We start from the raw sequence: 25341 nt of genomic DNA, 5'->3' as shown, positions 1-25341 counted from the left end.
CGTTTTGCTATGTTTGGTCAACTCGGATTTTTTTCGAAATTAGAGGAAACGGTCTGACGACCGTTTTTTACGTGGAGATTTTTATGATTCTTAAAGCTATCATCACCGTTTACCTAATAATAATGCTGGCAACCGCATACTACCTTTGGCATAACCGCGGCAGCCACTTCCTCATCTTCAACAGCAAGAACAATGCCAACTTTAGGTCAATCATGACGTGGACCGCGATTATTCTCACTTTGGAAAGCCTGCTCGGTCTCTTTCTTGTGCTTCAGGATAACAAGTACCTCAACCTGATCACCCTTGTCCTTAGTTCCTGCACCATTTTGATTTTTAGCCTATTAATTAACCAAAAGAATGAATAATTCGGCCGAAAATTTGGTAAAATATGGTGAGAGAGGTATTTAACTATGAAACAATATCACCGTATTCAAGTTGCTATTGACGGTTCCATGGAGGCCGACCTCGCCTTTAAAAAGGCGGTTGCGGCGGCTAAACGCAATGGGGCCACGCTAGAAATCCTGCACGTCATCGATACCCGTTCTTTTCAAAACGTGTCGAGCTTCGATTCCGAAATGGTGGAACAGGTCTCTAACGATGCGCGGAAAAAATGTAAGAAGTGCTATGACGACGCTACTCGTGCCGGAGTCCAGGACGTTCATTTCTCAATTGAATTTGGTTCTCCCAAGGCGATCATCGCACACGAATTTCCGCAGAAGCATGACATTGATTTGATCATTGTCGGTGCAACGGGACTCAACGCAGTGGAAAGAATATTGATTGGCAGCGTGACCGAATACGTCACGCGCACTGCTGACTGCGACGTCTTGGTATGCCGCACGACTAAAGAATTACGGCTTTAACACAAACCGCACTAAACTAAAAAAACACTTCAATAGAAATGAAGTGTTTTTTTAGTTTGTCTTGCATTTTTAAAAGTCACCGGCCTGGCTGAACATGTAGTCCTTGTTATGAAACTTCATCGAAAGAATCATCCCAATTCCAATCATGTTGCCGATCAGAGCCGAGCCCCCCTGCGAGATAAAGGGCAAGGGAATCCCGGTCAGCGGCAGCAGGTCAATGCTCATGCCAATGTTTTCAAAGACATGGAACAAAATCATCATGATGACCCCGGTCGAAACGTAGGAATAAAATGCATTCCGCGTGTCAAAGGTGATGCGCACCATCTGGATAATCAGGTAGAGGTAAAGCAGGATAACCGCCACGCTGCCGACAAAGCCAAAGGATTCGCCGATGACCGAATAGACCATATCGGAACCCCGCACCGGAACGTAGACGCTCAACTTGCCAAAGCCATTGCCAAACAGCTGCCCCGATCCAATCGCCTGCATGCTGAGCCACAACTGGTACGCATCCTTGGAGGTATCGGTCGCCGGGTTCAGCCACGACATAATCCGCTTAAACTGGTAGGGCTGGAAGAAGTGGCTTAAAAAGGACTGTCCCCCCGCCGTCGTGACCATGAAGATCACGGTGGCCCCAAGGACAAAAAGCGCGATGAACATGGGCGTGATAATCTTCCAGGAAATACCCGACACGAGGAGAACGCCACCGACAATTGCAATAAAAACCAGCATCGTCCCGAAGTCATTCTGCAGCTTGAGCAGGACGGCAACCGGCAAGAGCCAAGCAACGACCTTGCCAATCAGCAGCCAGTCGTCCTTGATCGTGTGCATCAGCTTTTGGTTGTGGTCATGAACGACCCGGGCCAGCATCAGGATAAAGGCCGGCTTCATCACCTCGGACGGCTGAAAGGAAATCGGTCCCAGCTTAAACCAGCTCTTAGCACCCGTATCTCCAGCAACCCCACGGTTGTAAAAGAACAAAACCAGTATCAGCAGGACAATGCCGAAGGCATACACGTAGGGCGCAATGCGGAAAAGCTGCTCCGCGTCAAACTGAATAACAAAGACCACAATCGCCACCGAAATGACGTACCACAGGCCCTGCATTAGGACGGCCTTCGCCGGACTGCCCATGTGGCTGGGATCATCGATAGCCGCAAAATAAATTGAATAAAGTCCAACCGCTGCAAGGATCAGAATGGGAACAACGATGTTCCAGGCAATCCGGTCGTAAAGGCTTGTTTTGTTTTCTACTTTTACCATTAATTATCACTGCCCGTTATTTCTCGTGCAGGGCAAAATATGAGAGCAGGTCATTGATGCTGCTTTCAAGGCTCTTCGCGTATAGCACGCTTTGGGTCTTGCCCGTCGTGGCGCGGTAGCGCCCCGAAACTTTTTCAATTGTCCCAATCGGCTTCTTATTCGGGATAATTACCTCCCAGGTCGGATTTTCCCTGCCCTTTACTTCATTGATTTCAACGTTAATATTTACTGGCTTTTTTGACATAATATCTCCTACTTTGCATACGGATGAAACTTCTTGGCGATAATTTCATCCTCGTATTTTTCCGGGTGAGGATTACGGAAAATAGTAAATTTATCAGGCACAGGGTCAACACCGCCGCGCACAAAAGGATTGCAGCGCAAAATCCGGCATATGCCCATAACGAGCCCCTTGACCGGGCCAAACCTGGTCAACGCATCAACCATGTAAGCCGAGCACGTCGGATAGTACCGGCAGCTCTTGGGCAGGGCCGGGGAAATGAACCGCTGATAAATTCTAACTAAAAAAATCAAAATTTTACGCAAAGCAATCTCCTGGTAATTAGTGAACCTGATGTTTCTCGATGTTGTTGAGCAATATGCCCGTACCAAGTGCTACGGCTTCAAGCGGCTGGTCGGCCGTTAAAACCGGCACCTTCAGGTAGTAAGAAATCAGCTTGTCGATATTCTTAAGCAGTGCGCCCCCACCGGTCAGCATAATGCCCCGGTCAATAATGTCTGCGGACAATTCGGGTGGCGTTTTTTCCAGTACTTCCTTGGTTGAAGCAATGATCGTCATCAGCCCATCGTGCAGCGCCTCCTGAATCTCAGACGCCGAGACTGTTACCTGCTTGGGCAAGCCGTCAACCATGTCGCGTCCCCGGACCGTAATCGTTTGCTCCTCATCCGGTTCAAATGCGCTGCCGATTTCAATCTTGATCTGTTCGGCCGTCCGTGAGCCAATCAGCAGGTTGTGCTTGTTTTTGATGTAAGACACGACTGCCTGGTTCATGTGGTCGCCGGCGTAGCGCAGCGACTGACTGGTCACAATTTCGCCCATGGACAAGACTGCAATATCAGTGGTGCCGCCACCAATGTCAATCACGATGTTGCCCTGCGGCTTAAAAATATCAAGACCCGCACCAACAGCCGCAACCTTGGGCTCAAAGTCCAGGTAGACCTTGCCGCCGCCAGATTTTTCGGCGGCCTGGATGATGGCTTTCTGCTCGATTGACGTAACGCCGGTCGGTGCACATATCAGGATATTGGGTTTCGACATGAGCCCCTTGACGTTTAACTTCTGGATAAAGTACGACAGCATCGCCTCGGTGATATCAAAATCGGCAATGACGCCATTCTTCAGGGGACGAATTACGCGGATATTGCCGGGCGTGCGCCCAACCATCCTATATGCTTCGGTGCCAACTGCTACTACTTTGTTTGTGCTAGTGTTAACAGCAACTACTGACGGTTCATTCAGCACAATCCCTTTTCCAGAGACGTTGATGAGCACATTTGCTGTTCCTAGATCAATTCCTATATCTCGTGCCACGATAATCCTCCATAAATATTCATTGTATATTTTACCATAAAGGGTCTCTGGTTTGCCGCCCATTTCGCCCACTTTACCAAGTTTTAAAAGAAATTGCTCAGTTGCAGGGACATATCGATTAGGGCGATGAAGAAATTGCCGACCAGGTAGCCCAGGGCAATGGCCGTAAAAATCAGCAGCAGCTGGGCCTCAAACGTCCTATTCTTGCGAATAATCTTTTCGACCTGCACGCTTTTCATTATCTGAAACGACAGGCCAATCGTAATCAGGTAGATCACAATACTGATTAGAGCATGAACACCGAGTTGAAACATTTTATCTCTCGCTTTTCTTTTTTACTGTTAACCAAAAACGGACACACTTATGTGCATCCGTTTAAGCTCGACTTAATTACTTGAATTATAAACACTGATCCTGTTGACGGCTCTTCTTAATGCAACCTGAGCCCGCTCTAAGGAACGCTCGTCATGTGAGGCCTTGGCCTCTTCCATGGCCTTTTGCGCGCGCCTTCTGGCGGCTTCGGCCCGCGAAACGTCGATATTGCTCGATTGTTCAGCACTATCAGCAATAACCGTGGCAACGTTGTCAGAAAATTCGAAGTAGCCGCCGCTGACGGCAATGTGATTCACCACATTGTTTGCCTCGCGGCCACGCTTGACCCTAATCTCACCAATTGCGAGCGGCGTTAAGATTGGCAAGTGATTATACATCACCGAACGCTGACCATCAATCGCCCGCATCTCAACCAAGCTGCAGCGGTGGGAAAAAACCAAACCGTCTGGAGTTACCACATTGACCTTAAAAAGTTTTTCTGGTTCTGCCATTTGACATCACCCTACTTTTCCAACAATGCTTGAGCTTCCGGATCACTAGCGGTTACACCCATCTCTTGCGCCTTCTTCAAGACGTCTTCAATTGGACCAACACTCCGGAAAGCATCTTCTGGCAGGTCATCAAGGTGACCCTCTAGAATCATCTTAAAGCCCTTAATGGTTTCCTTGATTGGAACATATGAACCAGGAACGCCAGTAAACTGCTCAGCAACAAAGAAGTTCTGCGATAAGAAGAACTGAATCTTACGAGCACGGCTAACAATAACCTTCTCTTCATCGGATAATTCATCCATGCCCAGCACAGAAATAATATCCTGCAACTCATGGTAACGCTGCAGGACATGCTGCACCTGCGTAGCGACTTGGTAGTGCTCGCTGCCAACGACTTCTGGGTCCAGCGCGCTAGACGTCGACTGGAGCGGGTCAACCGCCGGATAGATTCCCTGTTCCACCAGGCTACGCTCCAGGTTGGTCGTAGCATCAAGGTGGGCAAAGGTTGTGGCTGGTGCCGGGTCAGTATAGTCATCGGCGGGCACGTAAACGGCCTGAATTGAAGTAATCGAACCCTTCTTGGTCGAAGTAATCCGTTCCTGCAGTTGACCCATTTCCGTTGCCAGCGTGGGCTGGTAACCAACGGCACTTGGCATCCGGCCAAGCAGCGCGGAAACTTCTGATCCCGCCTGCGTGAACCGGAAAATATTATCAATGAAGAGCAACACGTCCTGGCCCTCAACGTCACGGAAGTACTCCGCTAGCGTCAAGCCGGTCAACGCAACCCGCATTCTGGCACCAGGCGGCTCATTCATCTGTCCGAAGACCATGGCGGTCTTGCTCAAGACGCCTGAAGCCTTCATTTCAAAGTACAGGTCGTTACCCTCACGCGTTCTTTCACCAACACCGGTAAAAACAGAGATGCCGCCGTGTTCCTGGGCAATGTTGTGAATCAATTCCTGGATGATCGTGGTTTTGCCGACTCCGGCACCACCGAACAGACCAACCTTGCCGCCCCGAACGTAGGGCTCAAGCAGGTCGATAACCTTGATCCCCGTTTCAAGTATTTCCTGACTCGTGGTCAGTTCGTCATATTTAGGTGCTTCCTTATGAATGCTTTCGCGGGCATGATCCTGATCAAACTTGGGACCGTTATCAATTGTGTTGCCCAGAACGTTAAAAACACGTCCAAGGGTATCGTTGCCAACGGGTACTGAAATTGGTCCGCCAGTATCCTGGACCTTCATTCCGCGCATCAGACCATTGGTAGATTCCATGGCGATTGTCCTTAGGACACCATCACCAAGTTCAAGCGTGACTTCAAGGACGACAGCCTCATCCTCTGACTTAATTACACGCAAAGCATTACTAATATCAGGTAGGCTTTTATCAAGCGGGAATTTCACATCGACCACGGGGCCGATTACTTGAACAACTTCACCTTCACTCAAAATATCTACCTCCTTTTCTTTAATCATTTCAAAGCATTTGCACCACTGACAATTTCAGTGATTTCAGTAGTGATTTCTGCTTGTCTTGCACGGTTTAACTTCGTAGTAAGACTAGAAACCAAATCATTAACGTTGTCCGTCGCACTCTGCATTGCCGTCATCGAACTTGCATGTTCAGCGGTCTTGGCGTCTAGGATTGCACCATAGATTGCCGAACGGGCATACTGCGGCACCAGAGTGGTTAAAACGGCGTTAACATCCGGTTCAATGTCATATTCTAAATCTTTGTGGGCTTCGGCTTCTTTGACGCCAATGTCAATCCCGACAATTGGCAGCATCTTTTCAACCCTAAACGCAGATGAGAGCGAGTTGACGTGGTGCGTATAACAAACATACAGTTCATCGTATACGCCATTCAGATACATCTTAATTGCCGTTGAAACAATGGGCAAAACCTCATCAAAAGTGGGAACATCGCTGATTGCATCATTTTCATAAACCACGTTAAGGCGATTTTTCTTGAAAAAGTCTGCGCCGACAGACCCGACCGCCAAAATTTTGATGTCTTTGTGCTGCGCTCTTGAATCCTCAACCAGGCCCATCATGTTTTTGATGACGGCACTGTTGTAGGAACCGACCAGGCCCCGGTCACCGGTGACAACCAGGTAACCAGTTGACTTGATTTCCTTGCGTGCCTGCACCATATCGGAAACAATGCCCAAGCCAAATACGTTTTCGTAATCGAGCTTGCCGATGCTCTCCTCGTCAACTTTAACATTTTCCTTATGCAGGTGGTTGACAACCTCAGCACTCATCAGACGCGAGAGGGTCTTGCGCACGTGCTCATTATAAACCGTGTAGCCCTTGTCGCGTTTTTCCGTTTGATTTAATTTTGACGCGGAAACCATCCGCATGGCTTCCGTGATCTTGCCAGTCTGCTTAACCGAAGCAATTTTTTTCTTCAACTCAAGTAACGATGCAGGCATAAACTACCTCCTAATTATTACTTGGTGAAAAACTATCTGCAAATTGCGCAATTGCAGCTTGTAACTCTTTTTCATCAGGCAGCTCGCCCGTCTTTTGGATATGCTCCAAAAGGTCCGCATGAGCATTATCAAAGTTATCGTACAGTTCCTTTTCAAAGCGTGCAATATCTTCAACCGGAACAGCATCCAAATAGCCGTGAGTCAGGGCATATAAAATAATAACCTGTTTTTCAACCGGAATGGGATCGTGCAAAGGCTGCTTCAAAACTTCGACAACCCTGCGACCCCGGTTCAATTTAGCCTGTGTTGCTTGGTCCAAATCACTGCCGAACTGCGCAAAACTCTCCAGTTCATGGAAGGCGGCGAGGTCAGTACGCAAGGTACCGGCAACCTTCTTCATTGCCTTGATCTGGGCACTACCACCAACACGAGAAACGGAGTTGCCCGCGTCGATTGCCGGCCGTGTCCCGGCAAAGAACAGATCGCTCTGCAGGAAAATTTGGCCATCCGTGATTGAAATCACGTTCGTTGGGATGTAAGCCGAAATATCCCCGGCCTCGGTTTGAATAAACGGCAAAGCCGTCATCGAACCGCCACCCAGCTTGTCGCTCAACTTCGCACTACGCTCTAACAAGCGTGAGTGCAGGTAGAAGACGTCGCCGGGATACGCTTCACGACCAGGCGGACGACGAAGAAGCAAGGAAAGTTCACGGTAAGCCACGGCCTGTTTGGATAGGTCATCGAAGATCACCAACACATCCTTGCCATTGTACATGAACTCCTCACCCATTGCGGTACCCGCATACGGTGCAATATACAGCATCGGGGCCGGTTCGCTTGGTCCCGCCTCAACGACGATGGTATAGTCCATTGCGCCGAAGCGCTTCAGCGTCTCTACCTGCGTCCTAACCGTTGATTCCTTTTGTCCAATGAAGACATAAATACAAATTACGTCTTGTCCCTTTTGGTTCAAGATGGTATCAATTGCCAGACTGGTCTTGCCTGTTTTACGGTCACCAATGATCAGCTCACGCTGACCACGACCGATTGGAACCAGCGCATCGATCGCCTTGATTCCCGTTTGCAGGGGCTGGTTAACGGACTGGCGTTCCATTACGCCTGGCGCATTATCCTCAATTGGACGCGTTTTGCTTGTCTTAATTTCGCCCAAACCATCAACGGGTTGACCCAAAGGATTAACAACCCGGCCGATTAACTCGTCACCAACTGGCACCCGCATAATCTGACCAGTACGCTTGACTTGGTCACCTTCACGAATATCATCAAAATTGCCCAGAATAATGATACCAACATCATTTGATTCAAGGTTTTGAGCAATACCATAAGAACCATTGTCAAATTCCAATAGTTCATTAGCCAAAACATTGTTCAATCCGTGAGCCCGGGCGATACCATCACCTATGTAAGTCACAACCCCGACTTCATTAATGTCGAGCTTGTCATCATAGTGTTCAAGCTGCTGCTTGATCAAAGAGCTAATCTCTTCTGCTTTTATGCTCAATGGTTTCACCTCTTTTAATCTTTACTAATTAATTGCGCACGAATCTTTTTTAGCTTGTTTTTAACGGAGCCGTCGATTACCCAATCGCCTACCCGTAAAATCACGCCGCCGATAATGCTCTTGTCAACCTTATTCACAAGGTTGACAGCACTTAGCCCGTACTTCTGCGCATAACTTGCACTTAGGGCAGACAATTGTGATTCATCAAGTTTGATCGAAGTAATTGCGGTCCCTACCATGATTTTTTTATTCTTATTATATAAATAATTAAAGTGATCAATAATGCCAGGCAGTTCCCCAAAATGGTTATAGTCCAAAAGCAGGTTCAAAAAGGTTTGAACTTCCTTAATCAGTCCCCGTTCAATAGCGGACAGGGACGCTTTCTTTTCATTACTGTCAAGAATCGGATCACTAAAAACTTTGAGGATCTGCGGGTATTCAGCAAGAGCCTTGCCCAATTCCCCCAGATCCGCATGAACAGCATCTAAAGCCTTCATGTCCTGTGCATAATCAAACAGCGCAGTACCGTAACGTGCAGCAATTTCTTCTTTACTTAAGGCCATTACTTGTTCAGCCCCTTAATAAATTGATCAACCAAATCTTTTTGGTCATCAGCAGATAAATTCCGTGCAATTACCTTTTCCGCAATTGTTACCGAAATATCGGCTACCTGTGCACGGGCTTCGTTTAACGCATCAGCCTTTGCTTGTGCAGCCTCCGCCTTAGCCTTTTCATGAATTTCAGCGGCACTCGTGTTGGCCTGGGCCACAATCTGGTCGCTCGTCTTTTGGGCGTTAGCCTTGGCACCAGAGAGAATTTGCACTGCTTCTTGCCGTGAATTTTTCAAGGCCGCTTCGCGTTCATTAGCCAAAACCTCGGCTTTTTTGCGGTTATCCGCAGCCGAATCTAAGTCATTGATTACTTTTTGCCGTCTTTTTTCCATCATGTCGGAGACTGGTCCCCAGGCATAATGCTTAATCAAGAGAAGCAAAATTGCAAAAACAATCAAATACCAGAGGGTATTTCCAAGATATATATGATTGGACGAGGCTGCAAATAAAGTTTGAAATGTCATTTACTGCCCTTCTCTCTTTTTAACAATACTTCTTAGCAAATTATTTTAAGAAGAGAATCAGGAAAGCAACGACAATCGCCAAAATCGGGACAGCTTCAATCAGACCAACGCCGATAAACATGGTTGATCTTAAATTACCAGCACTTTCCGGTTGACGAGCCATGCTTTCGACCGTCTTAGTGATAACCTTACCATTACCCCAAGAAGCAGCGAGCGCTGCAATACCAGCAACGAGTGCTGCAGAAAGATACTTAAAAGCCTGTGACATATTTAAACCTCCAAAAAAATTATTCTTTTGTAACCTTTTTACCAATGTAAACCATCGATAAAGTTACGAAAACATATGCCTGGATAGAGCCAATGAAGACAGAGAAACCTTGCCAGATCATGGCAAGCGGCGCAGCCAGAATCAGTGTTGGAACGCCGAAACTAGGTGCAAAGCTATTCCCAATTAATGTCAACAAAACTTCACCCGCATAGATATTACCATATAAACGCAAAGACAGCGTCAGAAAGTTGGTTACTTCCTCAATCATATTGATGGGAAATAAGAAGCTGACTGGCTCAGCATAATTGCGCCAATAACCACCAGTGCCAAATTTTTGCATTCCAAACGTGAATGATAGAAGCAAGGTCATCATTGCAAACGACATTGTCGTTACTGGGTCAGCTGTTGGCGACTTAATAACCATAAAGTCGCCGACCTTGACTTCCAAAAACAAGCCCAGTTGGTTCATAAACCAGATGAAAAGAAAGAGAACAAACGCGTAAAGCGAAAGGTGCTTCCGTGCATCGACATCTGCGACGTTGTCTTTGACAATACCGTCAGTGAAGTCGAGCAGGTATTCCAATACGTTTTGCTTCTTGTTCGGTTTCATTTCAACCGTGCGTGATAGCCAAATGCAGATGAATAACACAGCAGCTGCCATCAATGTTGAGCCGATGACCCCGGCAAGATCAAAATTTAAACCTAAAAATTTAAAAACAAATGGTTTCTCCAATACTCCGTGACCTCCCTTCTTGTGCCCAATTATCGAACACTCATACAATGTTAACACCTTTCAATAATTTTGTGTAAGATTGTAAGCGAATTCTGCAATTAATTTTCTCACGGACTTATTTAGTGCCAAATAAACGGTCGCCAGCGTCGCCCAGGCCGGGGACAATGTAGCCGTTGGGCAGCAATTCATCGTCTTCTGCCGCCGCAAAAATGTCCACATCGGGATTCTCCTTTTGCACCGCTTTAACGCCTTCCGGTGCGGCAACCAAGACGGCCAGCTGGATGTTCTTGACGCCGCGCTTTTTCAGAGCGCTGATCGTCATATTGGCTGAGCCCCCGGTAGCAAGCATCGGGTCAACGATCAAGCAATTGCGCTCCGCCACGTCCTTAGGCATCTTGCAGAAGTACTCGTGCGGCTGCAGCGTCTCCTCATCGCGGTACATCCCAATCACGCCGACCTTGGCCGATGGAATCATTTCCATTACGCCGTTGAGCATCCCAATGCCAGCGCGCAGAATAGGCACAATGGTCATTTTCTTGCCCGCGATTTCCTTCTGGGTGGTCTTGCCGATCGGCGTCTCAATCTCAACGTCCTGCAGCGGGAGGTCCCTGGTAATCTCGTAGGTCATGAGCCCACCGATTTCTCCAACAATCCGCCTAAACTCGTTCGAGCTTGTTTCCTTGCGTCTGATGATCGTTAACTTGTGTTGAATCAACGGGTGATTCAATACCGTAAATTTGCCCATTATCTTCCTCCTAATACAAATGTGCTTAGTGCTATTCTAATCAAAAAAGCAAAGGGTTTAAAGTCCTTTGCAAGCAATTTTTTATTTTGCGGTAAAATGGTGCCCCGCTGCCGCCTTGTTGAGGCGGTTCATGTAGGCCAGCGTCTCCTCGCTGCCGTGAAAGCCCTGGACAAAAATTTGCTTAATGTCCGGTCTGTCATCGAAGTAGCGCAGCCCAGCAAAGAGGTTATGATCCGCATCCGCGAGGCTTTTGCCTAAATCAAACTTGTTACAATCGGGCAGGTCCAGTGCAGCCAATTCTGTCCCCAGCGCAGCTACGCCCGTCTCGTTATCGAAGTCGATCTGGGCAAAGTCGCGGGCATCATCGACGACAGTCACCGGGCTACTGGGCGCGTAGTGCCTGTACTTCATTCCGGGTGCCTTGGGGATATCCTTGTCGGCCACCTTGCCACTGTTGAGCAGGACCTCTTCGTCCAGAACCTCGCTGAGCTGCTGGGGGGTAATTGCACCCGGCCGTAAAACGACCGGCGTTTCAACTGACAAATCGATGATCGTCGATTCAAGTCCAACCTGGGCCTCACCGCCATCGATTATTCCCGCAATCTTGCCCTTCAGGTCATGGTAGACGTGCTGGGCCGTTGTTGGGCTGGGCTTGGTCGATGTGTTGGCTGACGGACCAACAATCGGGTAGCCGAGGCGGGCAATCAACTCATGCGTTAGCTTATCCTTAGGGCAGCGAAAGGCCACGGTGTCCAGTCCACCCGTGACGGCTGGGGGCAGGCTCCCGGTCTTCACGTACAATAAAATAGTCAACGGACCCGGCCAAAAATGCTTGATTAGTTTTTGCGCACGGTCAGGAATTGCCTGTGCATACCGTGCCGCCATCGCTTCATCAGCAACGGTCACAATCAACGGGTTATCACTCGGTCGCCCCTTAGCCGCATATACGTTTTTGACGGCCTCTTCGCTAGTTGCCAGCGCACCAAGCCCGTATACCGTTTCGGTGGGAAACGCAACCAGCTCACCGGCGGCCAATAACCTGACTGCATCGCCTATTTGCTCACGCGTATAGATTCTTGTTTCCATTACTTATTCCACTTCCCCCTTACCATGCGTGGTTTGCCGGCTAAATCATTTCTAAACTCAACCGTAAAGTCGGGCAGCTGCGCTGCAAACAGCTCCTGCAGCTGCTCTTTTTCGCTAAATCCATATTCTAAAAAGAACTCGCCGCCAGGATTTAGGTGTTCGTGCACCTGTTTGACGAACTTGTGATAGAAACCCAGACCATCCTGACCACCAAACAATGCTTCTTTAGGTTCGTTCTGCAAAACATTTTGGTCCATTAATTCTTTTTCCGTTTCCTTAATATACGGTGGATTAGAAACGATCTTGTCAAATTTTTCAAGACCGATCAGCACGTTGGCCTTGCGCACGGTCACATCAATATTATAGGTTAAAAAGTTTTCTTCACTGGTCCTCAAGGCAGCATCGGTGATATCCGAAGCATACAAATCAAGGCTGCCAATTCCCCTCTTAGCGGCTTCTTTTGCCAAGGCCACCGTGATGCAGCCTGACCCGGTACCAAGATCCAGCACCTTGTCGCCTGTTTTGAGGTGGGCGAGTGTCCAGTCAACCAGTTCCTCGGTTTCAAAACGCGGGATCAAAACGCCGCGCTGAACCATGATTTTGTAGCCCAAGAACCAGGAGTAGCCCAGAATGTATTGCGGCGAAGTCCCCTTAGCGAGCTGCCGGATATCTTTTTGCGCCGTTTTGATCTCTTCTGGTGACAGCTTCAAATCTTGTTTGAGCTGGAACTCGCTCGGGGTAAGCTGCAGTCGTTCGGACAGCAGGAAAGCAATATCTTCGGGACGCGCAGCCGGTGCGTAGTCAGCTGCCCAAATAGTTAAGTCCCTTAAATTAGCAATCTTAGTCATTTTGTCCCGCCAACTCCTCTAACTGTTTGGTCTGGAAGTATACGATCAGCGCGTCAATGACCTCATCCAATTCCCCGTTCATCACGCGGTCGAGCTTGTTGAGTGTCAGGCCGATACGGTGATCAGTTACCCGGTTCTGGGGGTAGTTATAAGTCCTGATCCGCTCGGAGCGGTCACCAGTCCCCACCGCATTTTTGCGCTTTGCGTCATACTTGTCCCGGTTCTGGCTTTCATAATAATCGTAGACCCGCGACGTCAAGATTTGCATTGCCTTTTCCCGGTTCTGCTGCTGGCTGCGCTGATCCTGCATGGCAACCACAATGCCAGTCGGTAGGTGGGTCATGCGCACCGCACTGGACGTCTTGTTGATGTGCTGCCCGCCGGCACCGCTTGACCGGTACACGTCGACCCTAATATCCTTGGGATCGAGTTCAAGGTCAACCTGTTCGTACTCGGGCATTACTGCCACCGTTGCGGTTGACGTGTGCACGCGTCCCTGTGACTCGGTTACCGGCACGCGCTGCACGCGGTGCGCGCCGTTTTCGTACTTCAGCTTGGAATAAACCTTGCTGCCCGTGATCATGACGGCGACCCGCTTGTAGCCTCCGACTTCAGTCGGTTCGCTGTCAATCACCGACACCTGCCAGTTTTGCCGCTCAGCGTATTTTTCGTACATTCTAAGCAGATCACCGGCAAACAGCGAAGCTTCGTCGCCGCCCGCTGCACCCCGGATTTCCATGATAATGTCCTTGTCATCGTTGGGATCCTTGGGCAACATCAGAATCTTGATCTCATCTTCCAGGTCCACAATCTCGTGCTCTAGTTCATTATTTTCCTCTTTTGCCATGTTGACGAGATCAGTATCATCTTCGCCCGCCATCATTTCCTTGTTATCCGCAATTTCCCTTTTATCGGCCTTGTACTTACGGTACTTTTCGACCACCTCGCGCAGGTCCGCTTCCTCCTTGGAAATCTCCATGTAGCGCTTGGTGTCATTAATAACTTCCGGGTCAGCCATCATTTCCTGCAGTTCATCGTAGTGAGCCACTAGACCCTCAAGTTGTGCCATAATTTTATCCATTTTGTTTTTGTTCCCTTCTATCGTGCTTGGTTCGGGTGAAAATAATGAAAACGGCAGACCGGGTAATAACTCTCGTTGCCGCCAATTTGAACCTGTTCACCTTCATATACGGGCTTGCCGTTATGAACCCGCAGGTTCATCGTGGCCTTGCGCCCGCAATAATGGCAGATTGTTTTGATTTCATATATTTTATCGGCAAAAATCAGCAAGTTCTTGCTGCCCTCAAACAAGTTGTTCTGAAAATCATTCTTGAGACCGAACGCCATCACCGGAATTTTCAGCTCATCAACAATTTTAGCGCACTCAATGACGTGGTGCCGCGCCAAAAATTGGGCCTCATCGATTAATACGCATGCAATCGGGCCCGCGCCGCGCGCCTGGTCCTGGGCGTTGAGCTCCTTGATGTAAGCGAAAATGTCCATATCTTGCTCAATCGGCACGGCCTTGCGCTGCAGGCCAATCCGGGAAGCAACGGTGCCGACGCCGCTGCGGTCGTCAACGCTGCTCGTCATGAGGGCAAACTTGCGGCCCTGGGCCTCGTAGTTATGCGCTACCTTTAAAATTTCAATGGTTTTGCCGCTATTCATCGCACCATAATGAAAAAATAACTGTGCCATTTTTGCTCCTTTATTTTAAATAAATTCACCTAACTTATCTAGTATAGATGAAAATCAAAATCTGTGCAGTTAAATCGTCATCAAAAACTCGTTTTCGTTTGCCGGCTATGCTATAGTTGTTAGTGATTTTAAAGCGAGGGAAAAATATGAACCTAAAATCTAGAATCGCCAATTTTGCCGGAAAAGCAAGCTACCGCTTCCTTCATAACGTCCTCAAGGGCGGGACCAGTTTTCCGGGCAAACTGGCAATGAAAATTGACCCGGAAATCTTGTCTTTCCTGGCTGCCGACTACGAAACCGTGATCGTTACGGGAACCAACGGCAAGACCATGACCACGGCCCTGATTGTCGAAGCACTGCGCGAAAAGTACGGCGACGTGCTGACCAACCCATCCGGTTCCAACATGCAGCAGGGCATTGTCACGGCCTTTTTGGCGCATAAAAACGGCACGGCCAAGCGGCATATCGCTGTTTTAGAAGTTGATGAGGCCAACGTGAAGATGGTCACCCAGCTGCTCCACCCCAGCTGCTTTGTCTTGACCAACATCTTCCGCGACCAGATGGACCGCTACGGCGAGATCTACACCACGTACGAAAAGATTGTCGACGGCATCAAGCTTGCACCTAAGGCAACCGTTATTGCCAACGGCGACGCCAGCATCTTTTCCTCAATCAACTTGCCTAACCCCAAGCTTTTTTACGGCTTCACCTTGCCAGACGACCGCCCCGAAAACGACGGCGTGGCACCCGTCAACACGGACGGCGTGCTCTGCCCGCGCTGCAATCATATCTTGCACTACCACGAGCGAATCTATGCCAACCTGGGCGATTTTTTCTGTCCCAACTGTGGCTACCAGCGCCCCCACTTGTCATATTCCGTCAACCAGATTATCCGTGAGACGCCCAATCAGCTGGAATTTCAAATGGGCTCCAGAACCTACCGCATCAACATTGGCGGCACCTACAACATCTATAACGCGCTGACCGCTTATGCAGTTGCCCGCCACTTCGGCTTGAGCGATGATGAGGTTGCCCGTGCATTCGCCAAGAACAAGCGCGTCTTTGGCCGGCAGGAATTGATTAACTATGGCGGAAAAGAAATCAACTTGATTTTGGTTAAAAACCCGGTCGGCTTAGACGAAGTCTTGCACATGCTGGGCACTGAGCGGGAGGACTATTCTCTCGTTACCTTGCTCAACGCCAACCACGCGGACGGCATCGATACGTCCTGGATCTGGGACGGGCAATTCGAAGCGTTGAACCATGATCAAATCAAGAAGGTTGTGGTCGGCGGCGAACGTAAACACGACATGGGCTTTCGGCTGGAAGTTGCGGGCTTTGATCCGGGGCAAATGTCTTCATGCAGCGACTACGACCAGGTTATTGCCCAGGTGGCAGAGCTGCCCACGAGGAAGGTCTATATTTTATCGACCTACACCGCCATGCTCGCTTTGCGCAAGGCAATGGCCGAAAAGAACATTATTCAAGCAGGAATGTAGAAACCAAAAACGCACAAGTTGTCAAAATGACTTGTGCGTTTTTTGCACTCAATTTTAAATTATGCGCGCTAGCGACCTGCACCATCGTACTTCCTAACGCCCAACTTCCAGAAGACAACGTCCAGCAGCACGAAAACAGCCGCCACCAGGAGCTGCACCAGCAGAACGCTCGTGTTGTGCTCTAGTAGAACGACGCTTGCCGGTGTTGCCACCATCCCAAAGGGCAGCAAAAAATTAAACAGGATGCTGCCGGCACCCCGGAAAATGCTGGCGGGGTAGCGGCCAATCTGAACCATGCTGAGGAAGAGGTCGGAGCGGCCAAAGTTAGTCGGAAACCAAAAGGCCGAGATGGTCCATAAAAACCAGAGTGAGTAGTACAGGGTGCCGCCAGCCAGGCACGAAATAACAAAGAGGCCAATTTGCGCAAGCGAAAAACTGTACCCCCGTGAAGCATAAATAATCACAGCTAGGCCCAGCAGCGCATTTAAAAACTGGGTAAAATCAATCGAATGAAAAAAATAATAAAGCTGCGGGTTAATCGGCTTAAGCAGAATGTTGTCAAGCGTCCCCTCGCGAATATCTTGTTCCAAGCTGGGCATCGAGCTGACCAGGAAGGCCATCATGATGCCGTCAATTAGGGTATAAACGCCAACCAATAACAGCGTTGCCCTGAACGTCCAGCCCGCGATTTGGTCGACGTTTAGGTAGAGCACCTTGAAAAAAATAATCGGCACGCCCAGCCAGATGGCTGACGAGAGCAGTCCAAACAGGACGTCCAGGCGGTATGACATCGTCTTTAGAAATGAGACCTTAACCAGTGACTTAATCATCAACAAATTTTGCTTCATGCTAAACTTCACCCCTGCACATCCGAATACCGGCGCAGCCCACGGCGGTTAACCACCAGCACCAATAAATAGAAAATAACCAGCCAAACCAGTTCAAGCAGGATGTTCTGCAGCCAAAAGGCGGTTGTGCTGCCTTTGATTAGCGAAGTAACCGGAAAATCGCCAAAATATTGAAACGGCAGCCACCCTAGCACCCTGCGCCAAGCCGCCGGCAAGATTGACAAGGGAAAATAATAGCCAGCAAGCAGCGAAACGACCACTTCCTTGACCAGCAAGACGAAAAAGAGGTTTTCGAACCAGTACGCCAGGCTGCCCACAAGATAGGAAAAAAGAAACCATAAAACTGCCGTCAAAATTATGTTGACCACGAACTTAGCGACCGCTGCAAGGGAAATGTCCATGGCGTTGTGCGTTAGCAGGCAGCCTAGGTCGATTAAGAGCAGCGGTGCCAGCAGGAGGAAATTGGCTACACGGTCGCCCAGCATGCGGCAGAAGTAATACGTCTGAATTGAAACCGGTCGGTGCAAAATATTGGATAATTCACCCGAGTGGATGTCGTTGTTCAGGTCCCAGTCGATCGCATACCACACGAAAAAGTTGATGAAGTTGACGCCGCAGTAGTAAACAATCATTTGGTTTCGCGTCAACCCACCAATTGTTTGCCCGGGTGCCAGGATGCTTGACCACAGGTAGCCCATCACGACAATTGGCACGAGCGACTGCAGCAGCAGGATGACCACGCTGCTTTTATTATTGACAATCGATTTCAGCGCCGTCTTCATAATTGCAAAATAAGCACGCATGGCTACCGCTGCCTTCCTGAAAACAACTCGTAGATGATGTCATCAAGCTTGAGGTCCTGAATGCGGTAGTCCGTCCCCTGCTTAAGTTCGGTCAGCTCGCCTAGCTTTTGGTCAACCCGATTGGCCGGAACCTTGATGGTGACCCTGACTTCGTCCTGGCTGACAACGGTGGCACCCAAACGAGACGCTCGAAAGTCGGCCGTCTTATTAAAGGTAATGTACTTGTTCTGCTGAAATTTTTCGATCAGGTCCGCCGTCTGGCCGTCCCAGATAAGCTTGCCCCGGTTAACAATTATCAGTCGGTCACAGATGGCCGCGATGTCCTCCATGTCATGGGAGGTCAAAAATATCGTGAGGCCGGATTCCTTGTTCAGCCTTGTCAAGAATTGCCGGATGTCCCGCTTGGCAAGAACGTCTAAGCCAATCGTCGGTTCATCCAGGAAAAGCACTTTGGGCCTGATGGATACCGCAGCCAGGAACTCGATCTTCATCCGTTCCCCCAAGGAAAGCTTGCGAGTCTGCAGGTCCAGCTTGTCCTCAACTTTGAGCACCCATGCAACCTGGTCAACCGTCGCGGTGAATTCAGCTGCATCCCGGTCATAAACCGCCTGCAGGAAGTCCAGGTAGTCGCGGGGCGTCAGGTCGCTAAACAACTGCGAGCGGTTCCCCATCACAACGGAAATTGACCGCTTGAAGTCCTTCTGCCTTTTAACCGGATCAAAACCAGTGACCCGACTGTAGCCCGACGTCGGAAACAGCGTGCCCGTGAGCATCTTGATCGTCGTCGTTTTGCCGGCACCATTCTGACCGATGAAACCAACGGCTTCACCCTCATCAATGGTGACGTTCAACCGGTCAACCGCCCTGACCGTCACCGTCTTAGGGCTAAAAAGCGTTTTGATCGCCGAGCCCAACGTGCTTTTACGGTCAACCACCTTGTACTCCTTCGTGAGCTGGTGGGCTTCAATCACTTTCCTATTCACCTTATCACCCGTTACCTCTTTGGCTTCAAACCAACCAGATTAGTTTTAAAGCGCATATTTAATCAACTTTTTATAGTATATTTCATTAAAGCTTAATTTTTGTCTTGAGTCAACCATCAGACAGCCAAAATAGCTTTTACTTATGCGATATTGTTGCTCGCACCAATATTAGCAAAAAATAATAATTCCGCTTGCTTTTTATTAAAAACCATTTATAATGTAGCTATTTAAAATTAAATTAGGTGATTGCAATGAGAAAAAGAGAAAAGAAGGAAGACATCCTCCTGCAAGAACTGACGAAAATGCTGCAGGGTGATCAAATCACGCCCGCCGAAAGGGAAATTTTTGCTTATGCCAAACAGCAGCTGGAAAAGAAGGTGTACCTGCCCAGGATTGCGAGCGACCTTAAGTTTGGCCTGAACCCGCTGGCAATCAGGCAGCAGCTATCGGCCAACGGCAAGAAAATTTATCGCGAGATGCTCGACCCCAAGTTCGCAAACCGCGGCTTTGGCGCCGGCCTGATGTTTATTTTCGGTGGACATAATTGATTGCAGTTTCTGCCCTTTATTGGCACAAGGTTATTATCTGTTGCAAAAGCCCTTGTTGTAAGTTGACGATAAATAAAATTATCGGAAGAAACCCGTAGTGCTAATTTCGCTTTAAATACTAGTTCATTAAAGGCGACACATTGGCTGCGCAATCGTAACGTGCGTGACGTTTTGGTGCATTTATACGAATGGCAGAATTTACTGCTAAGTCGGATTAACAATAACCAAGCGCGCAAAGTTTTCTACCACAAGGCTATAAATTTGCGCAATTACCGTGAGATGAGCAATAAACTATGGGAAAACGCCAATCAACTAGCCTTAAAGAAATTGAAGGCCTGCTGGCTAAAAGTCATGAGCAAGTTATGCCGCTGCTTGACACGTTTACCAACGATGAACGTTTTCCAGTGGACAGGCAACAATACGCTCGGATCATACTGCATCTCTGCTACTTCAAGTCACTGCGATTGGGCGCTGAAGAAACTGCGTAAGAACAAAAAATCTCTAAAGTAAGCTGATTAGAAAAATACAAGCCCCGGAGTTAAGACAATTCCGCGGTTTTTCTCATGGCCAATTTAACGGACCCTTTATTTGAAAAAGCAAAAAATGTCTTAGCTCCAACTAATTGGAACTAAGACATTTTAATTGTCATAACGCTTATGCCGCACACCGGCAAAGCCAGAATTCAGGTCATCTTATATTTCCGGAATATACATGTGTGTAAAAATGGTATTTACAAGAACAATCACCCCGTAAACAATTGCAGGCCTAGGCGATACTCTATTCGCAATCATTAAGGTTGCCGCTGCAAAGATAATGAGCTCAATCAGTATGCGCACGGTTACGGATGCCCTCCTAGTGGACATGGGCGCAACGAAAATCGACCACACGACGGCAATTATGGCCGGCAAAACCAGCCCAACTAATAGATTCACCGGAAATTTAAATTTCATAAATCCAATTGAAACAAATAATATTACTGTAAATACTTCGATCAAAAACCTCAATATTGTATTTACTGCTATCAAAAATTGCGACATAATTTTCCTCTTGTTAATTTAAAAATTAAACTCAGTTGAACTAAGCCCTGCCGTTAACTTCGCTTCCTCGTAAAATCGTGTAATCAATAATATCATCAACAATTTTTTGAACCCGCGGTATCAGTGACTCATTTGGTTCAGAGGACGTAACATAGGTCGAGATAGCCCCGTGTAAGAGGTAAAAAATTCCCCTGTCCAAATTCGTCTTAACCTCTTTTGCAAGGCCTTTTTCCGAAACTCGGTCTAATACTTCTTCTAAAATATTGAGGCTTTTCATTCTTACGGTGTTTACTTCATTGCTAAATTTGTTTTGATCGATTCTTTCGCCCTCATACACGCTTATCAGCGGATAAATGCTGCGGTGCTCAATCCCGAAGCGGATGTACTCGTTGCAAAGCAAGCTTAACTTTTCTTTATACGTTACGTCTAAGTCGTAAATTGCCCTAAACTGATCATAAAGAATATTTAGCGGTTCTATCGCTATCAAAGCAAATAGTTCTTGTTTGCTATCAAAATAAGAGTAAATCATGGTGTGAGAGTATCCAGCTTCTTTTGCGATATCGCGTATGGACGTGTCTTTTACCCCTTTTTCCGAAAACAGCTTTCTTGCGGCATCAATAATTTTTTCTTTTGCGGTTGACATATTTTCACCTTCGTTCATATAACCACCGGTTACTAACCGGTGGTTATAAGTGTACTGCTTTTTATTAATAAAAACAATTCTTTATTCGGTAGTGCCAAATTTTTACGCTGTGCTCTAAGCAAAGCAATAAAGCAGTCAATCTTTTGCCTTTTTGTGCCCTTATAATTTTTAGCCATGTCCCTAGCAAAACAAAAAAGCAGCCGGTCGTGCTGCTTTAAAATAAGTTGCTCTGCCCTCTTTATCAGGTCTGCCATACTGCTCCAATTTTTTCATATATTCTTTAAATTCATCTTTGGCCCATTGCGGTGCTTTAGGGTCGATGAAAGTTTCATCATCTGTGTCACGCCAATACCTAAGTCCCTTAGGATCTATTAACATGTTAATTACCTCCTTTTGCTATCATTTGTTTCGGCTTTTTGAATTTTGTGCTGATACTTTTCCATGTCAACACTGACAACCGTTTTAATATCATTTTTACCGCTTTTAATGGAATCCAGATCAGACGCTGATGGGTACTCTGTTTGATCTTCAAGAGCCAGGCTAATTAAATCCTTAGCCATTAGCAAGGCGCCTTTCATGTCTTCGCCCTGAGTCCAACCACCTTCAATATCGGGAATTTCGACGGTATAGCCTCTTTCCTCAGGGTGCAGAATAACCGGATACGCGACAACTTTTTTCATGCTTCAACCTCCTTTGGGAATATAAGAAATAAAGGCTAATCTGTGCCTCACTTCCCTAGAAATTTTCTGTCTGCTTTCTTGAATGAAAACACCCTCTTGTAGGTTTTATTTAAATGTAATAGTTAACACTTAGACTGCTATAGTGGTTAATTTTAGTCTATGCTGGCACCGCACTAACTACATCCGAAATCCGAATATCTTAGGATAATCGACCGTAGCTCTAAGAATTTATAAAACTTCATCAGCTTCCAAGTTATGCCCCACCAGATGCGTCATACTTCGTCCTCTCGACATTTTAATTATTTATGCCATAAACACTTGTAACTAAAACGCAAAGGCAAGCTAGGCCTGTTTAAGCGAGCTAGTATTGCAAATATGAGCTTGCTCAGACAATTATATAATAAGTGCACGGTTATTTAAGAGAATAGATTCATCCTTGCGAAAATGTTGTAACCGAATGTTGTAAACTATTGGGCTAATTTCAGTTAGTTTCAGAAAATCACAGAAAACAAAAATGCCTTAGTATCAACACTTGAAGCTAGTTGAAACTAAGACAAATCACAAAAATTGGGATATCCGGGCTCGAACCGAAACATGCAGGAACCAGAAACCTGTGCCTTACCATTTGGCTATATCCCAGTGTTAAAAATCACCCGTACGAGAATTGAACTCGTAACTCCACCTTGAGAGGGTGGCGTCTTAACCATTTGACCAACGGGCAAAATCAACAGTAATTATTATGCCGGAAAGAGCAGATAATGTCAAGTGCTTTTTCCCCTGGTTTTTTAATTTTTACTGTGTGCTTTCCGCTAACCGGTTAAGCAAAAATTATTATAGCATAACCTGCATTTTTAATGCAACGGTAAATTTCTCTTGCTTAGCAAAAAAATTGCCTTTTGCCATTTAGGACCGCAAAACGACCAGTTATCCAAATTTTATTGGCAAACTAAGGTCGCTCTGCTATCTTAGTTTCAAAGAAAGGAAGTTATGCTTATGCTAGTAAACCAAAAAGCGCTTGCCCGCCTCAAGGAGCTTTTCGTCACCGTCAACACGCCGGAGATTGATGAGAGCAGCACCAACCTGCGGGACAATCTGGACTACTTCTTAAACAAGCAGACCATAATCGGTTACCGCGAGGGGCGCAAGAAAATTATCGCTTATTATGAAATTGTCTCAATTCATACCCAAGGCAAAGAGGTTGTCTGTGAGACGAAAAACGGCGCCTACCGGCTCAAGAAGCGGCTCTACGAGCTCAAAAAACTATTGCCCAGCCACCTGTTCGTGCAGATTTTTAGTTCTGAAATCGTCAACTTCAGCTGCATTCAGGAATTTGCACTGACGCGCAACGGCATCTACCAGGTCATCCTCCAAAGCGGCAAGACGACCTACACCTCGCGCCGTTACATGCAAGAAATCAGAAAGGAATACTTATCATGAAAAATTTTAAGGACATTATCACCCGTTCCCTTATGAGTGCACCAATCGGTGTCACAATCGGATTGGCAATTGCAATTATTTATAGTCTGGCCAGCCATTCAGAGCACGTTCAACCCTCCACCGAGCAGTTCATCCGCCAGTTTGCCACCCCCGTCCAAGCGTTTCTTGCCTCCATGTTCCTGTGGGCGCTGATTGGCATGCTTTATGGCGGCAGCAGCGTGTGCTTTGTCCAGGAAAGGTGGAGCATTACCAGGCAAACCGTTACCCACTTCTTCATTACTTACATCTCGTATACACTGTTAGCCATAATTGCGGGCTGGATGCCTTTAAGCCTTAAATTCCTCCCGGATTTTACCATCACCTACTGTTTTATTTACTTAATTACTTGGACTGTTTCCATGATTCTTGCCCGCAAAACGGTTGCGCAGATGAACAAGAAGATACGCAAGTAAGCCCATCAGCTTTCCCTAAAAACTAAATTTCAAGCCCATTTTCAGCCCCGCAGGGCAAACGACTAGCAGGGCTTTTTTTTGCCGGCAAAATCACTTCAAGGGCCAAAGCACGTCCCATTCGGATATAATATAGCTAGACAGTTTTTTACCAAGGAAAAATTCATGATTGCTTATTCAAATACCCAAAATTTAATTGAGGCCATGGTCTCCGAGCGCATCGTTCCGGGCGTCAACTATACTTTCATCAAGGGCGAGCAGGTCTTCACGTCGACCGTCGGCTTCGCCAGCAGCTACCCGGAGGTCACGCAGCTCAGTCCCTTCGCCGAATACGACCTGGCCAGCTTGACCAAGGTGCTCATCACTGAGAACATTTTGCTCAAGCTTTACGGTGAGGGCAAGATCAACTTTACCGAACCGGTCCACGATTTTATTCCCGACTTTAAGGACGAGCGCGTGCGCCTCTTCCACCTGCTCACGCACACATCCGGCATCCGCGGCTGGATTGACCACCGTGACCAGCTGAACCACGACGAGCTGCTTGACGCCATCATTCACCTGCCCGTGACAAACGAATTCGAGCACCGGATGCGCTACGCCGACACCAACTTTATCCTGCTGGGGCTGGTGGTCAAGGCCATCTACGGCCGCCCCGTTCAGGACGTCGGCTTAACCGAGATCATCACGCCGATGGGCCTCCAAGATACGACCTTCACACCTGAAAAAGCGCGCTGCGTTCCCACAACGGCAAACTCAGGCGGGGTGCTCCAGGGCATCCCCCACGACCCGAAGGCGCGCCAGCTGGGCAGCGATTGCGGTTCAGCGGGGCTTTTTTCAACTATGGAAGACCTGATTAAGATTGCGCGGGGCTATCTGGGCCTCAACCAGCATATCCTGCCCTACGGTCAGGATGTCGTCACCAGGCTCTTTGACAACAAAAATCCGGCCGGCGTTAAGCCCCGGTCCTGGGGTTGGGATCTGCGCTTTGACCCCGAGTTCCACTACCCGCTTATTCTTCATACCGGCTACACGGGCGTCTTGCTTCTCTTTGACCGTGTCAAGAAGTCCGGCCTAATTCTCCTAACCAACCGCATTCACCCGACCGGCCACAACCAAATCTTTCTGACTGTCCGTGAAAAAATAATCCAGAGTTTCCTGGCTGAAAACGACCATTAAAAAAGCAGCTTCACGTGAAGCTGCTCTTTTTAGCATTTCTTATGATGTCCGGGCATGAAGTGGTAAACCAGGTCGACCACAGCTTGAGCAAGCATGCCGCCTGCCATCCAGTACATTCCCATCATCATGTTGCCGGTAAAGGTGTAATAAGCGGTTATGCCATAAACAATTACCCATAAAATCTTAAAAAACAAGTTGTCACACATCATTGTAGTAAAACTCCCTTCAATTACCCAAATTATACCGTTTTTAGGGGCAAAATGGGGTACTTTTTTGGTTATTTAATCAGGCAGGATGCATTGCATTAAAGATAATTATTATAAA

34 protein-coding genes and 2 tRNA genes are annotated in these 25341 nt (G+C 47.7%); 8 read left to right on the top strand and 28 right to left on the bottom strand.

Annotated elements, in window-relative coordinates; genetic code table 11:
- Positions 1–83: 83 nt before the first annotated feature.
- Both AC2JF6_RS04075 and AC2JF6_RS04070 read left to right on the top strand, forming a co-directional pair.
- Positions 84–365 carry a hypothetical protein gene (locus AC2JF6_RS04075; RefSeq protein ID WP_500729502.1) on the top strand — a complete coding sequence of 94 codons (282 nt, stop codon included), beginning with the start codon at positions 84–86 and terminating at the stop codon, positions 363–365.
- Positions 366–410: 45 nt separating this feature from the next.
- The gene (locus AC2JF6_RS04070) at positions 411–863 is read left to right on the top strand and encodes a universal stress protein (RefSeq protein WP_500729501.1); all 453 of its coding nucleotides are present in this window, start codon (positions 411–413) and stop codon (positions 861–863) included.
- A gap of 69 nt (positions 864–932) precedes the next feature.
- On the opposite strand, the gene AC2JF6_RS04065 is transcribed toward AC2JF6_RS04070, so the two are convergent.
- The 18 genes from AC2JF6_RS04065 to AC2JF6_RS03980 all read right to left on the bottom strand — a co-directional run bounded on the left by AC2JF6_RS04065 (position 933) and on the right by AC2JF6_RS03980 (position 14914).
- Entirely contained in the window at positions 933–2126 is a 1194-nt protein-coding gene (locus tag AC2JF6_RS04065) for an FtsW/RodA/SpoVE family cell cycle protein (protein WP_500729500.1), read from the bottom strand.
- 16 nt (positions 2127–2142) lie between these two features.
- On the bottom strand, positions 2143–2370 hold the full coding sequence (locus AC2JF6_RS04060; protein WP_500729499.1) for a DUF2969 domain-containing protein: 228 nt from the start codon (positions 2368–2370) through the stop codon (positions 2143–2145).
- Positions 2371–2378: 8 nt separating this feature from the next.
- Positions 2379–2672, bottom strand: a complete 294-nt coding sequence (gene yidD, locus AC2JF6_RS04055; protein ID WP_500729498.1) for a membrane protein insertion efficiency factor YidD — start codon at positions 2670–2672, stop codon at positions 2379–2381.
- Positions 2673–2688: 16 nt separating this feature from the next.
- Entirely contained in the window at positions 2689–3678 is a 990-nt protein-coding gene (locus AC2JF6_RS04050) for a rod shape-determining protein (protein WP_500729497.1), read from the bottom strand.
- A gap of 83 nt (positions 3679–3761) precedes the next feature.
- Complete coding sequence (locus tag AC2JF6_RS04045) at positions 3762–3992, bottom strand: DUF1146 family protein (RefSeq protein WP_500729496.1); 231 nt, start codon at positions 3990–3992, stop codon at positions 3762–3764.
- A gap of 72 nt (positions 3993–4064) precedes the next feature.
- Positions 4065–4502: a F0F1 ATP synthase subunit epsilon gene (locus AC2JF6_RS04040; protein ID WP_500729495.1), complete on the bottom strand. Its 438-nt coding sequence runs from the start codon at positions 4500–4502 to the stop codon at positions 4065–4067.
- A gap of 11 nt (positions 4503–4513) precedes the next feature.
- A complete protein-coding gene (gene atpD, locus AC2JF6_RS04035; RefSeq protein WP_500729494.1) occupies positions 4514–5953 on the bottom strand; it encodes a F0F1 ATP synthase subunit beta in 1440 nt (479 codons plus the stop codon).
- Positions 5954–5976: 23 nt separating this feature from the next.
- Positions 5977–6939 (bottom strand): F0F1 ATP synthase subunit gamma, encoded by a 963-nt coding sequence (locus AC2JF6_RS04030; protein WP_500729493.1) that lies wholly within the window; start codon positions 6937–6939, stop codon positions 5977–5979.
- Positions 6940–6949: 10 nt separating this feature from the next.
- A complete protein-coding gene (atpA, locus tag AC2JF6_RS04025; RefSeq protein ID WP_500729492.1) occupies positions 6950–8461 on the bottom strand; it encodes a F0F1 ATP synthase subunit alpha in 1512 nt (503 codons plus the stop codon).
- Positions 8462–8475: 14 nt separating this feature from the next.
- Positions 8476–9024: an ATP synthase F1 subunit delta gene (atpH, locus tag AC2JF6_RS04020; protein ID WP_500729491.1), complete on the bottom strand. Its 549-nt coding sequence runs from the start codon at positions 9022–9024 to the stop codon at positions 8476–8478.
- On the bottom strand, positions 9024–9536 hold the full coding sequence (gene atpF / locus AC2JF6_RS04015) for a F0F1 ATP synthase subunit B (protein ID WP_500729490.1): 513 nt from the start codon (positions 9534–9536) through the stop codon (positions 9024–9026). Before atpF ends, atpH begins: the two co-directional genes overlap by 1 nt.
- A 40-nt stretch (positions 9537–9576) precedes the next feature.
- A complete protein-coding gene (gene atpE / locus AC2JF6_RS04010) occupies positions 9577–9804 on the bottom strand; it encodes a F0F1 ATP synthase subunit C (protein WP_500729489.1) in 228 nt (75 codons plus the stop codon).
- 19 nt (positions 9805–9823) lie between these two features.
- Entirely contained in the window at positions 9824–10537 is a 714-nt protein-coding gene (gene atpB / locus AC2JF6_RS04005) for a F0F1 ATP synthase subunit A (protein WP_500729488.1), read from the bottom strand.
- 115 nt (positions 10538–10652) lie between these two features.
- Positions 10653–11282 carry a uracil phosphoribosyltransferase gene (gene upp, locus AC2JF6_RS04000; protein WP_500729487.1) on the bottom strand — a complete coding sequence of 210 codons (630 nt, stop codon included), beginning with the start codon at positions 11280–11282 and terminating at the stop codon, positions 10653–10655.
- Positions 11283–11363: 81 nt separating this feature from the next.
- Positions 11364–12368, bottom strand: a complete 1005-nt coding sequence (locus AC2JF6_RS03995; RefSeq protein ID WP_500729486.1) for an L-threonylcarbamoyladenylate synthase — start codon at positions 12366–12368, stop codon at positions 11364–11366.
- Positions 12368–13216 carry a peptide chain release factor N(5)-glutamine methyltransferase gene (prmC, locus tag AC2JF6_RS03990; RefSeq protein ID WP_500729485.1) on the bottom strand — a complete coding sequence of 283 codons (849 nt, stop codon included), beginning with the start codon at positions 13214–13216 and terminating at the stop codon, positions 12368–12370. The genes AC2JF6_RS03995 and prmC overlap by 1 nt, the downstream gene beginning before the upstream one ends.
- Entirely contained in the window at positions 13209–14297 is a 1089-nt protein-coding gene (gene prfA / locus AC2JF6_RS03985; RefSeq protein WP_500729484.1) for a peptide chain release factor 1, read from the bottom strand. The genes prmC and prfA overlap by 8 nt, the downstream gene beginning before the upstream one ends.
- 17 nt (positions 14298–14314) lie before the next feature.
- Entirely contained in the window at positions 14315–14914 is a 600-nt protein-coding gene (locus tag AC2JF6_RS03980) for a thymidine kinase (protein WP_500729483.1), read from the bottom strand.
- Positions 14915–15060: 146 nt separating this feature from the next.
- Here AC2JF6_RS03980 and AC2JF6_RS03975 point away from each other — a divergent pair, with 146 nt between their 5' ends.
- On the top strand, positions 15061–16413 hold the full coding sequence (locus tag AC2JF6_RS03975; RefSeq protein WP_500729482.1) for a MurT ligase domain-containing protein: 1353 nt from the start codon (positions 15061–15063) through the stop codon (positions 16411–16413).
- A 68-nt stretch (positions 16414–16481) separates the two neighbouring features.
- Here the strand turns inward: AC2JF6_RS03975 and AC2JF6_RS03970 are convergent, their stop codons facing one another.
- Genes AC2JF6_RS03970 through AC2JF6_RS03960 form a run of 3 tightly spaced genes read right to left on the bottom strand, consistent with a single transcriptional unit; the run spans position 16482 to position 19047 of the window.
- A complete protein-coding gene (locus AC2JF6_RS03970; protein ID WP_500729481.1) occupies positions 16482–17261 on the bottom strand; it encodes an ABC transporter permease in 780 nt (259 codons plus the stop codon).
- A gap of 8 nt (positions 17262–17269) precedes the next feature.
- Positions 17270–18064 carry an ABC transporter permease gene (locus AC2JF6_RS03965; RefSeq protein WP_500729480.1) on the bottom strand — a complete coding sequence of 265 codons (795 nt, stop codon included), beginning with the start codon at positions 18062–18064 and terminating at the stop codon, positions 17270–17272.
- Positions 18065–18066: 2 nt separating this feature from the next.
- Complete coding sequence (locus AC2JF6_RS03960; protein ID WP_500729479.1) at positions 18067–19047, bottom strand: ABC transporter ATP-binding protein; 981 nt, start codon at positions 19045–19047, stop codon at positions 18067–18069.
- 251 nt (positions 19048–19298) lie between these two features.
- Here AC2JF6_RS03960 and AC2JF6_RS03955 point away from each other — a divergent pair, with 251 nt between their 5' ends.
- Positions 19299–19595, top strand: coding sequence for a bacteriocin immunity family protein (locus AC2JF6_RS03955; protein WP_500729478.1), 297 nt, complete (start codon positions 19299–19301; stop codon positions 19593–19595).
- Between the two features lie 72 nt (positions 19596–19667).
- Positions 19668–20105 carry a ClbS/DfsB family four-helix bundle protein gene (locus AC2JF6_RS03950; RefSeq protein WP_500729520.1) on the top strand — a complete coding sequence of 146 codons (438 nt, stop codon included), beginning with the start codon at positions 19668–19670 and terminating at the stop codon, positions 20103–20105.
- Positions 20106–20287: 182 nt separating this feature from the next.
- Here the strand turns inward: AC2JF6_RS03950 and AC2JF6_RS03945 are convergent, their stop codons facing one another.
- The 6 genes from AC2JF6_RS03945 to AC2JF6_RS03920 all read right to left on the bottom strand — a co-directional run bounded on the left by AC2JF6_RS03945 (position 20288) and on the right by AC2JF6_RS03920 (position 22676).
- On the bottom strand, positions 20288–20632 hold the full coding sequence (locus tag AC2JF6_RS03945; protein ID WP_500729477.1) for a DUF2568 domain-containing protein: 345 nt from the start codon (positions 20630–20632) through the stop codon (positions 20288–20290).
- A 40-nt stretch (positions 20633–20672) separates the two neighbouring features.
- Positions 20673–21293 carry a TetR/AcrR family transcriptional regulator gene (locus tag AC2JF6_RS03940; RefSeq protein WP_500729476.1) on the bottom strand — a complete coding sequence of 207 codons (621 nt, stop codon included), beginning with the start codon at positions 21291–21293 and terminating at the stop codon, positions 20673–20675.
- Between the two features lie 162 nt (positions 21294–21455).
- Positions 21456–21653 carry a hypothetical protein gene (locus tag AC2JF6_RS03935; protein ID WP_500729475.1) on the bottom strand — a complete coding sequence of 66 codons (198 nt, stop codon included), beginning with the start codon at positions 21651–21653 and terminating at the stop codon, positions 21456–21458.
- 5 nt (positions 21654–21658) lie between these two features.
- The gene (locus AC2JF6_RS03930; RefSeq protein ID WP_500729474.1) at positions 21659–21955 is read right to left on the bottom strand and encodes a type II toxin-antitoxin system HicB family antitoxin; all 297 of its coding nucleotides are present in this window, start codon (positions 21953–21955) and stop codon (positions 21659–21661) included.
- Between the two features lie 567 nt (positions 21956–22522).
- Positions 22523–22594 (bottom strand) — tRNA-Gln (locus AC2JF6_RS03925).
- 10 nt (positions 22595–22604) lie between these two features.
- Positions 22605–22676 (bottom strand) — tRNA-Glu (locus AC2JF6_RS03920).
- Positions 22677–22948: 272 nt separating this feature from the next.
- Here AC2JF6_RS03920 and AC2JF6_RS03915 point away from each other — a divergent pair.
- The 3 genes from AC2JF6_RS03915 to AC2JF6_RS03905 all read left to right on the top strand — a co-directional run bounded on the left by AC2JF6_RS03915 (position 22949) and on the right by AC2JF6_RS03905 (position 25017).
- The gene (locus AC2JF6_RS03915; RefSeq protein ID WP_500729472.1) at positions 22949–23392 is read left to right on the top strand and encodes a LytTR family DNA-binding domain-containing protein; all 444 of its coding nucleotides are present in this window, start codon (positions 22949–22951) and stop codon (positions 23390–23392) included.
- Positions 23389–23844, top strand: coding sequence for a DUF3021 domain-containing protein (locus AC2JF6_RS03910; protein ID WP_500729471.1), 456 nt, complete (start codon positions 23389–23391; stop codon positions 23842–23844). The genes AC2JF6_RS03915 and AC2JF6_RS03910 overlap by 4 nt, the downstream gene beginning before the upstream one ends.
- A 162-nt stretch (positions 23845–24006) precedes the next feature.
- The gene (locus AC2JF6_RS03905) at positions 24007–25017 is read left to right on the top strand and encodes a serine hydrolase domain-containing protein (protein ID WP_500729469.1); all 1011 of its coding nucleotides are present in this window, start codon (positions 24007–24009) and stop codon (positions 25015–25017) included.
- A gap of 29 nt (positions 25018–25046) precedes the next feature.
- On the opposite strand, the gene AC2JF6_RS03900 is transcribed toward AC2JF6_RS03905, so the two are convergent.
- Positions 25047–25226: a hypothetical protein gene (locus AC2JF6_RS03900; protein WP_500729468.1), complete on the bottom strand. Its 180-nt coding sequence runs from the start codon at positions 25224–25226 to the stop codon at positions 25047–25049.
- Positions 25227–25341: the final 115 nt, after the last annotated feature.

This window comes from Lactobacillus sp. XV13L, assembly GCF_059900875.1.
Note: the sequence above shows the minus strand (reverse complement) of the source record. Positions and strands in the feature narration are given on the sequence as shown.

What these genes read in the sequence shown, in the direction of transcription:
- AC2JF6_RS04070 (WP_500729501.1), top strand. Translation starts at nt 411, where the DNA reads ATGAAACAATATCACCGTATTCAAGTTGCTATTGACGGTTCCATGGAG.
- AC2JF6_RS04060 (WP_500729499.1), bottom strand. Translation starts at nt 2,370, where the DNA reads ATGTCAAAAAAGCCAGTAAATATTAACGTTGAAATCAATGAAGTAAAG.
- AC2JF6_RS03935 (WP_500729475.1), bottom strand. Translation starts at nt 21,653, where the DNA reads ATGTTAATAGATCCTAAGGGACTTAGGTATTGGCGTGACACAGATGAT.
- upp (WP_500729487.1), bottom strand. Translation starts at nt 11,282, where the DNA reads ATGGGCAAATTTACGGTATTGAATCACCCGTTGATTCAACACAAGTTA.
- AC2JF6_RS03995 (WP_500729486.1), bottom strand. Translation starts at nt 12,368, where the DNA reads ATGGAAACAAGAATCTATACGCGTGAGCAAATAGGCGATGCAGTCAGG.
- AC2JF6_RS04075 (WP_500729502.1), top strand. Translation starts at nt 84, where the DNA reads ATGATTCTTAAAGCTATCATCACCGTTTACCTAATAATAATGCTGGCA.
- AC2JF6_RS04065 (WP_500729500.1), bottom strand. Translation starts at nt 2,126, where the DNA reads ATGGTAAAAGTAGAAAACAAAACAAGCCTTTACGACCGGATTGCCTGG.
- AC2JF6_RS03940 (WP_500729476.1), bottom strand. Translation starts at nt 21,293, where the DNA reads ATGAACGAAGGTGAAAATATGTCAACCGCAAAAGAAAAAATTATTGAT.
- AC2JF6_RS03980 (WP_500729483.1), bottom strand. Translation starts at nt 14,914, where the DNA reads ATGGCACAGTTATTTTTTCATTATGGTGCGATGAATAGCGGCAAAACC.
- AC2JF6_RS03930 (WP_500729474.1), bottom strand. Translation starts at nt 21,955, where the DNA reads ATGAAAAAAGTTGTCGCGTATCCGGTTATTCTGCACCCTGAGGAAAGA.
- AC2JF6_RS04045 (WP_500729496.1), bottom strand. Translation starts at nt 3,992, where the DNA reads ATGTTTCAACTCGGTGTTCATGCTCTAATCAGTATTGTGATCTACCTG.
- AC2JF6_RS03955 (WP_500729478.1), top strand. Translation starts at nt 19,299, where the DNA reads ATGAGAAAAAGAGAAAAGAAGGAAGACATCCTCCTGCAAGAACTGACG.
- AC2JF6_RS03910 (WP_500729471.1), top strand. Translation starts at nt 23,389, where the DNA reads ATGAAAAATTTTAAGGACATTATCACCCGTTCCCTTATGAGTGCACCA.
- AC2JF6_RS03965 (WP_500729480.1), bottom strand. Translation starts at nt 18,064, where the DNA reads ATGCGTGCTTATTTTGCAATTATGAAGACGGCGCTGAAATCGATTGTC.
- AC2JF6_RS03975 (WP_500729482.1), top strand. Translation starts at nt 15,061, where the DNA reads ATGAACCTAAAATCTAGAATCGCCAATTTTGCCGGAAAAGCAAGCTAC.
- atpH (WP_500729491.1), bottom strand. Translation starts at nt 9,024, where the DNA reads ATGGCCTTAAGTAAAGAAGAAATTGCTGCACGTTACGGTACTGCGCTG.
- AC2JF6_RS04040 (WP_500729495.1), bottom strand. Translation starts at nt 4,502, where the DNA reads ATGGCAGAACCAGAAAAACTTTTTAAGGTCAATGTGGTAACTCCAGAC.
- AC2JF6_RS03900 (WP_500729468.1), bottom strand. Translation starts at nt 25,226, where the DNA reads ATGATGTGTGACAACTTGTTTTTTAAGATTTTATGGGTAATTGTTTAT.
- AC2JF6_RS04030 (WP_500729493.1), bottom strand. Translation starts at nt 6,939, where the DNA reads ATGCCTGCATCGTTACTTGAGTTGAAGAAAAAAATTGCTTCGGTTAAG.
- atpE (WP_500729489.1), bottom strand. Translation starts at nt 9,804, where the DNA reads ATGTCACAGGCTTTTAAGTATCTTTCTGCAGCACTCGTTGCTGGTATT.
- atpF (WP_500729490.1), bottom strand. Translation starts at nt 9,536, where the DNA reads ATGACATTTCAAACTTTATTTGCAGCCTCGTCCAATCATATATATCTT.
- AC2JF6_RS03945 (WP_500729477.1), bottom strand. Translation starts at nt 20,632, where the DNA reads ATGTCGCAATTTTTGATAGCAGTAAATACAATATTGAGGTTTTTGATC.
- prmC (WP_500729485.1), bottom strand. Translation starts at nt 13,216, where the DNA reads ATGACTAAGATTGCTAATTTAAGGGACTTAACTATTTGGGCAGCTGAC.
- AC2JF6_RS03970 (WP_500729481.1), bottom strand. Translation starts at nt 17,261, where the DNA reads ATGAAGCAAAATTTGTTGATGATTAAGTCACTGGTTAAGGTCTCATTT.
- AC2JF6_RS03905 (WP_500729469.1), top strand. Translation starts at nt 24,007, where the DNA reads ATGATTGCTTATTCAAATACCCAAAATTTAATTGAGGCCATGGTCTCC.
- AC2JF6_RS03915 (WP_500729472.1), top strand. Translation starts at nt 22,949, where the DNA reads ATGCTAGTAAACCAAAAAGCGCTTGCCCGCCTCAAGGAGCTTTTCGTC.
- prfA (WP_500729484.1), bottom strand. Translation starts at nt 14,297, where the DNA reads ATGGATAAAATTATGGCACAACTTGAGGGTCTAGTGGCTCACTACGAT.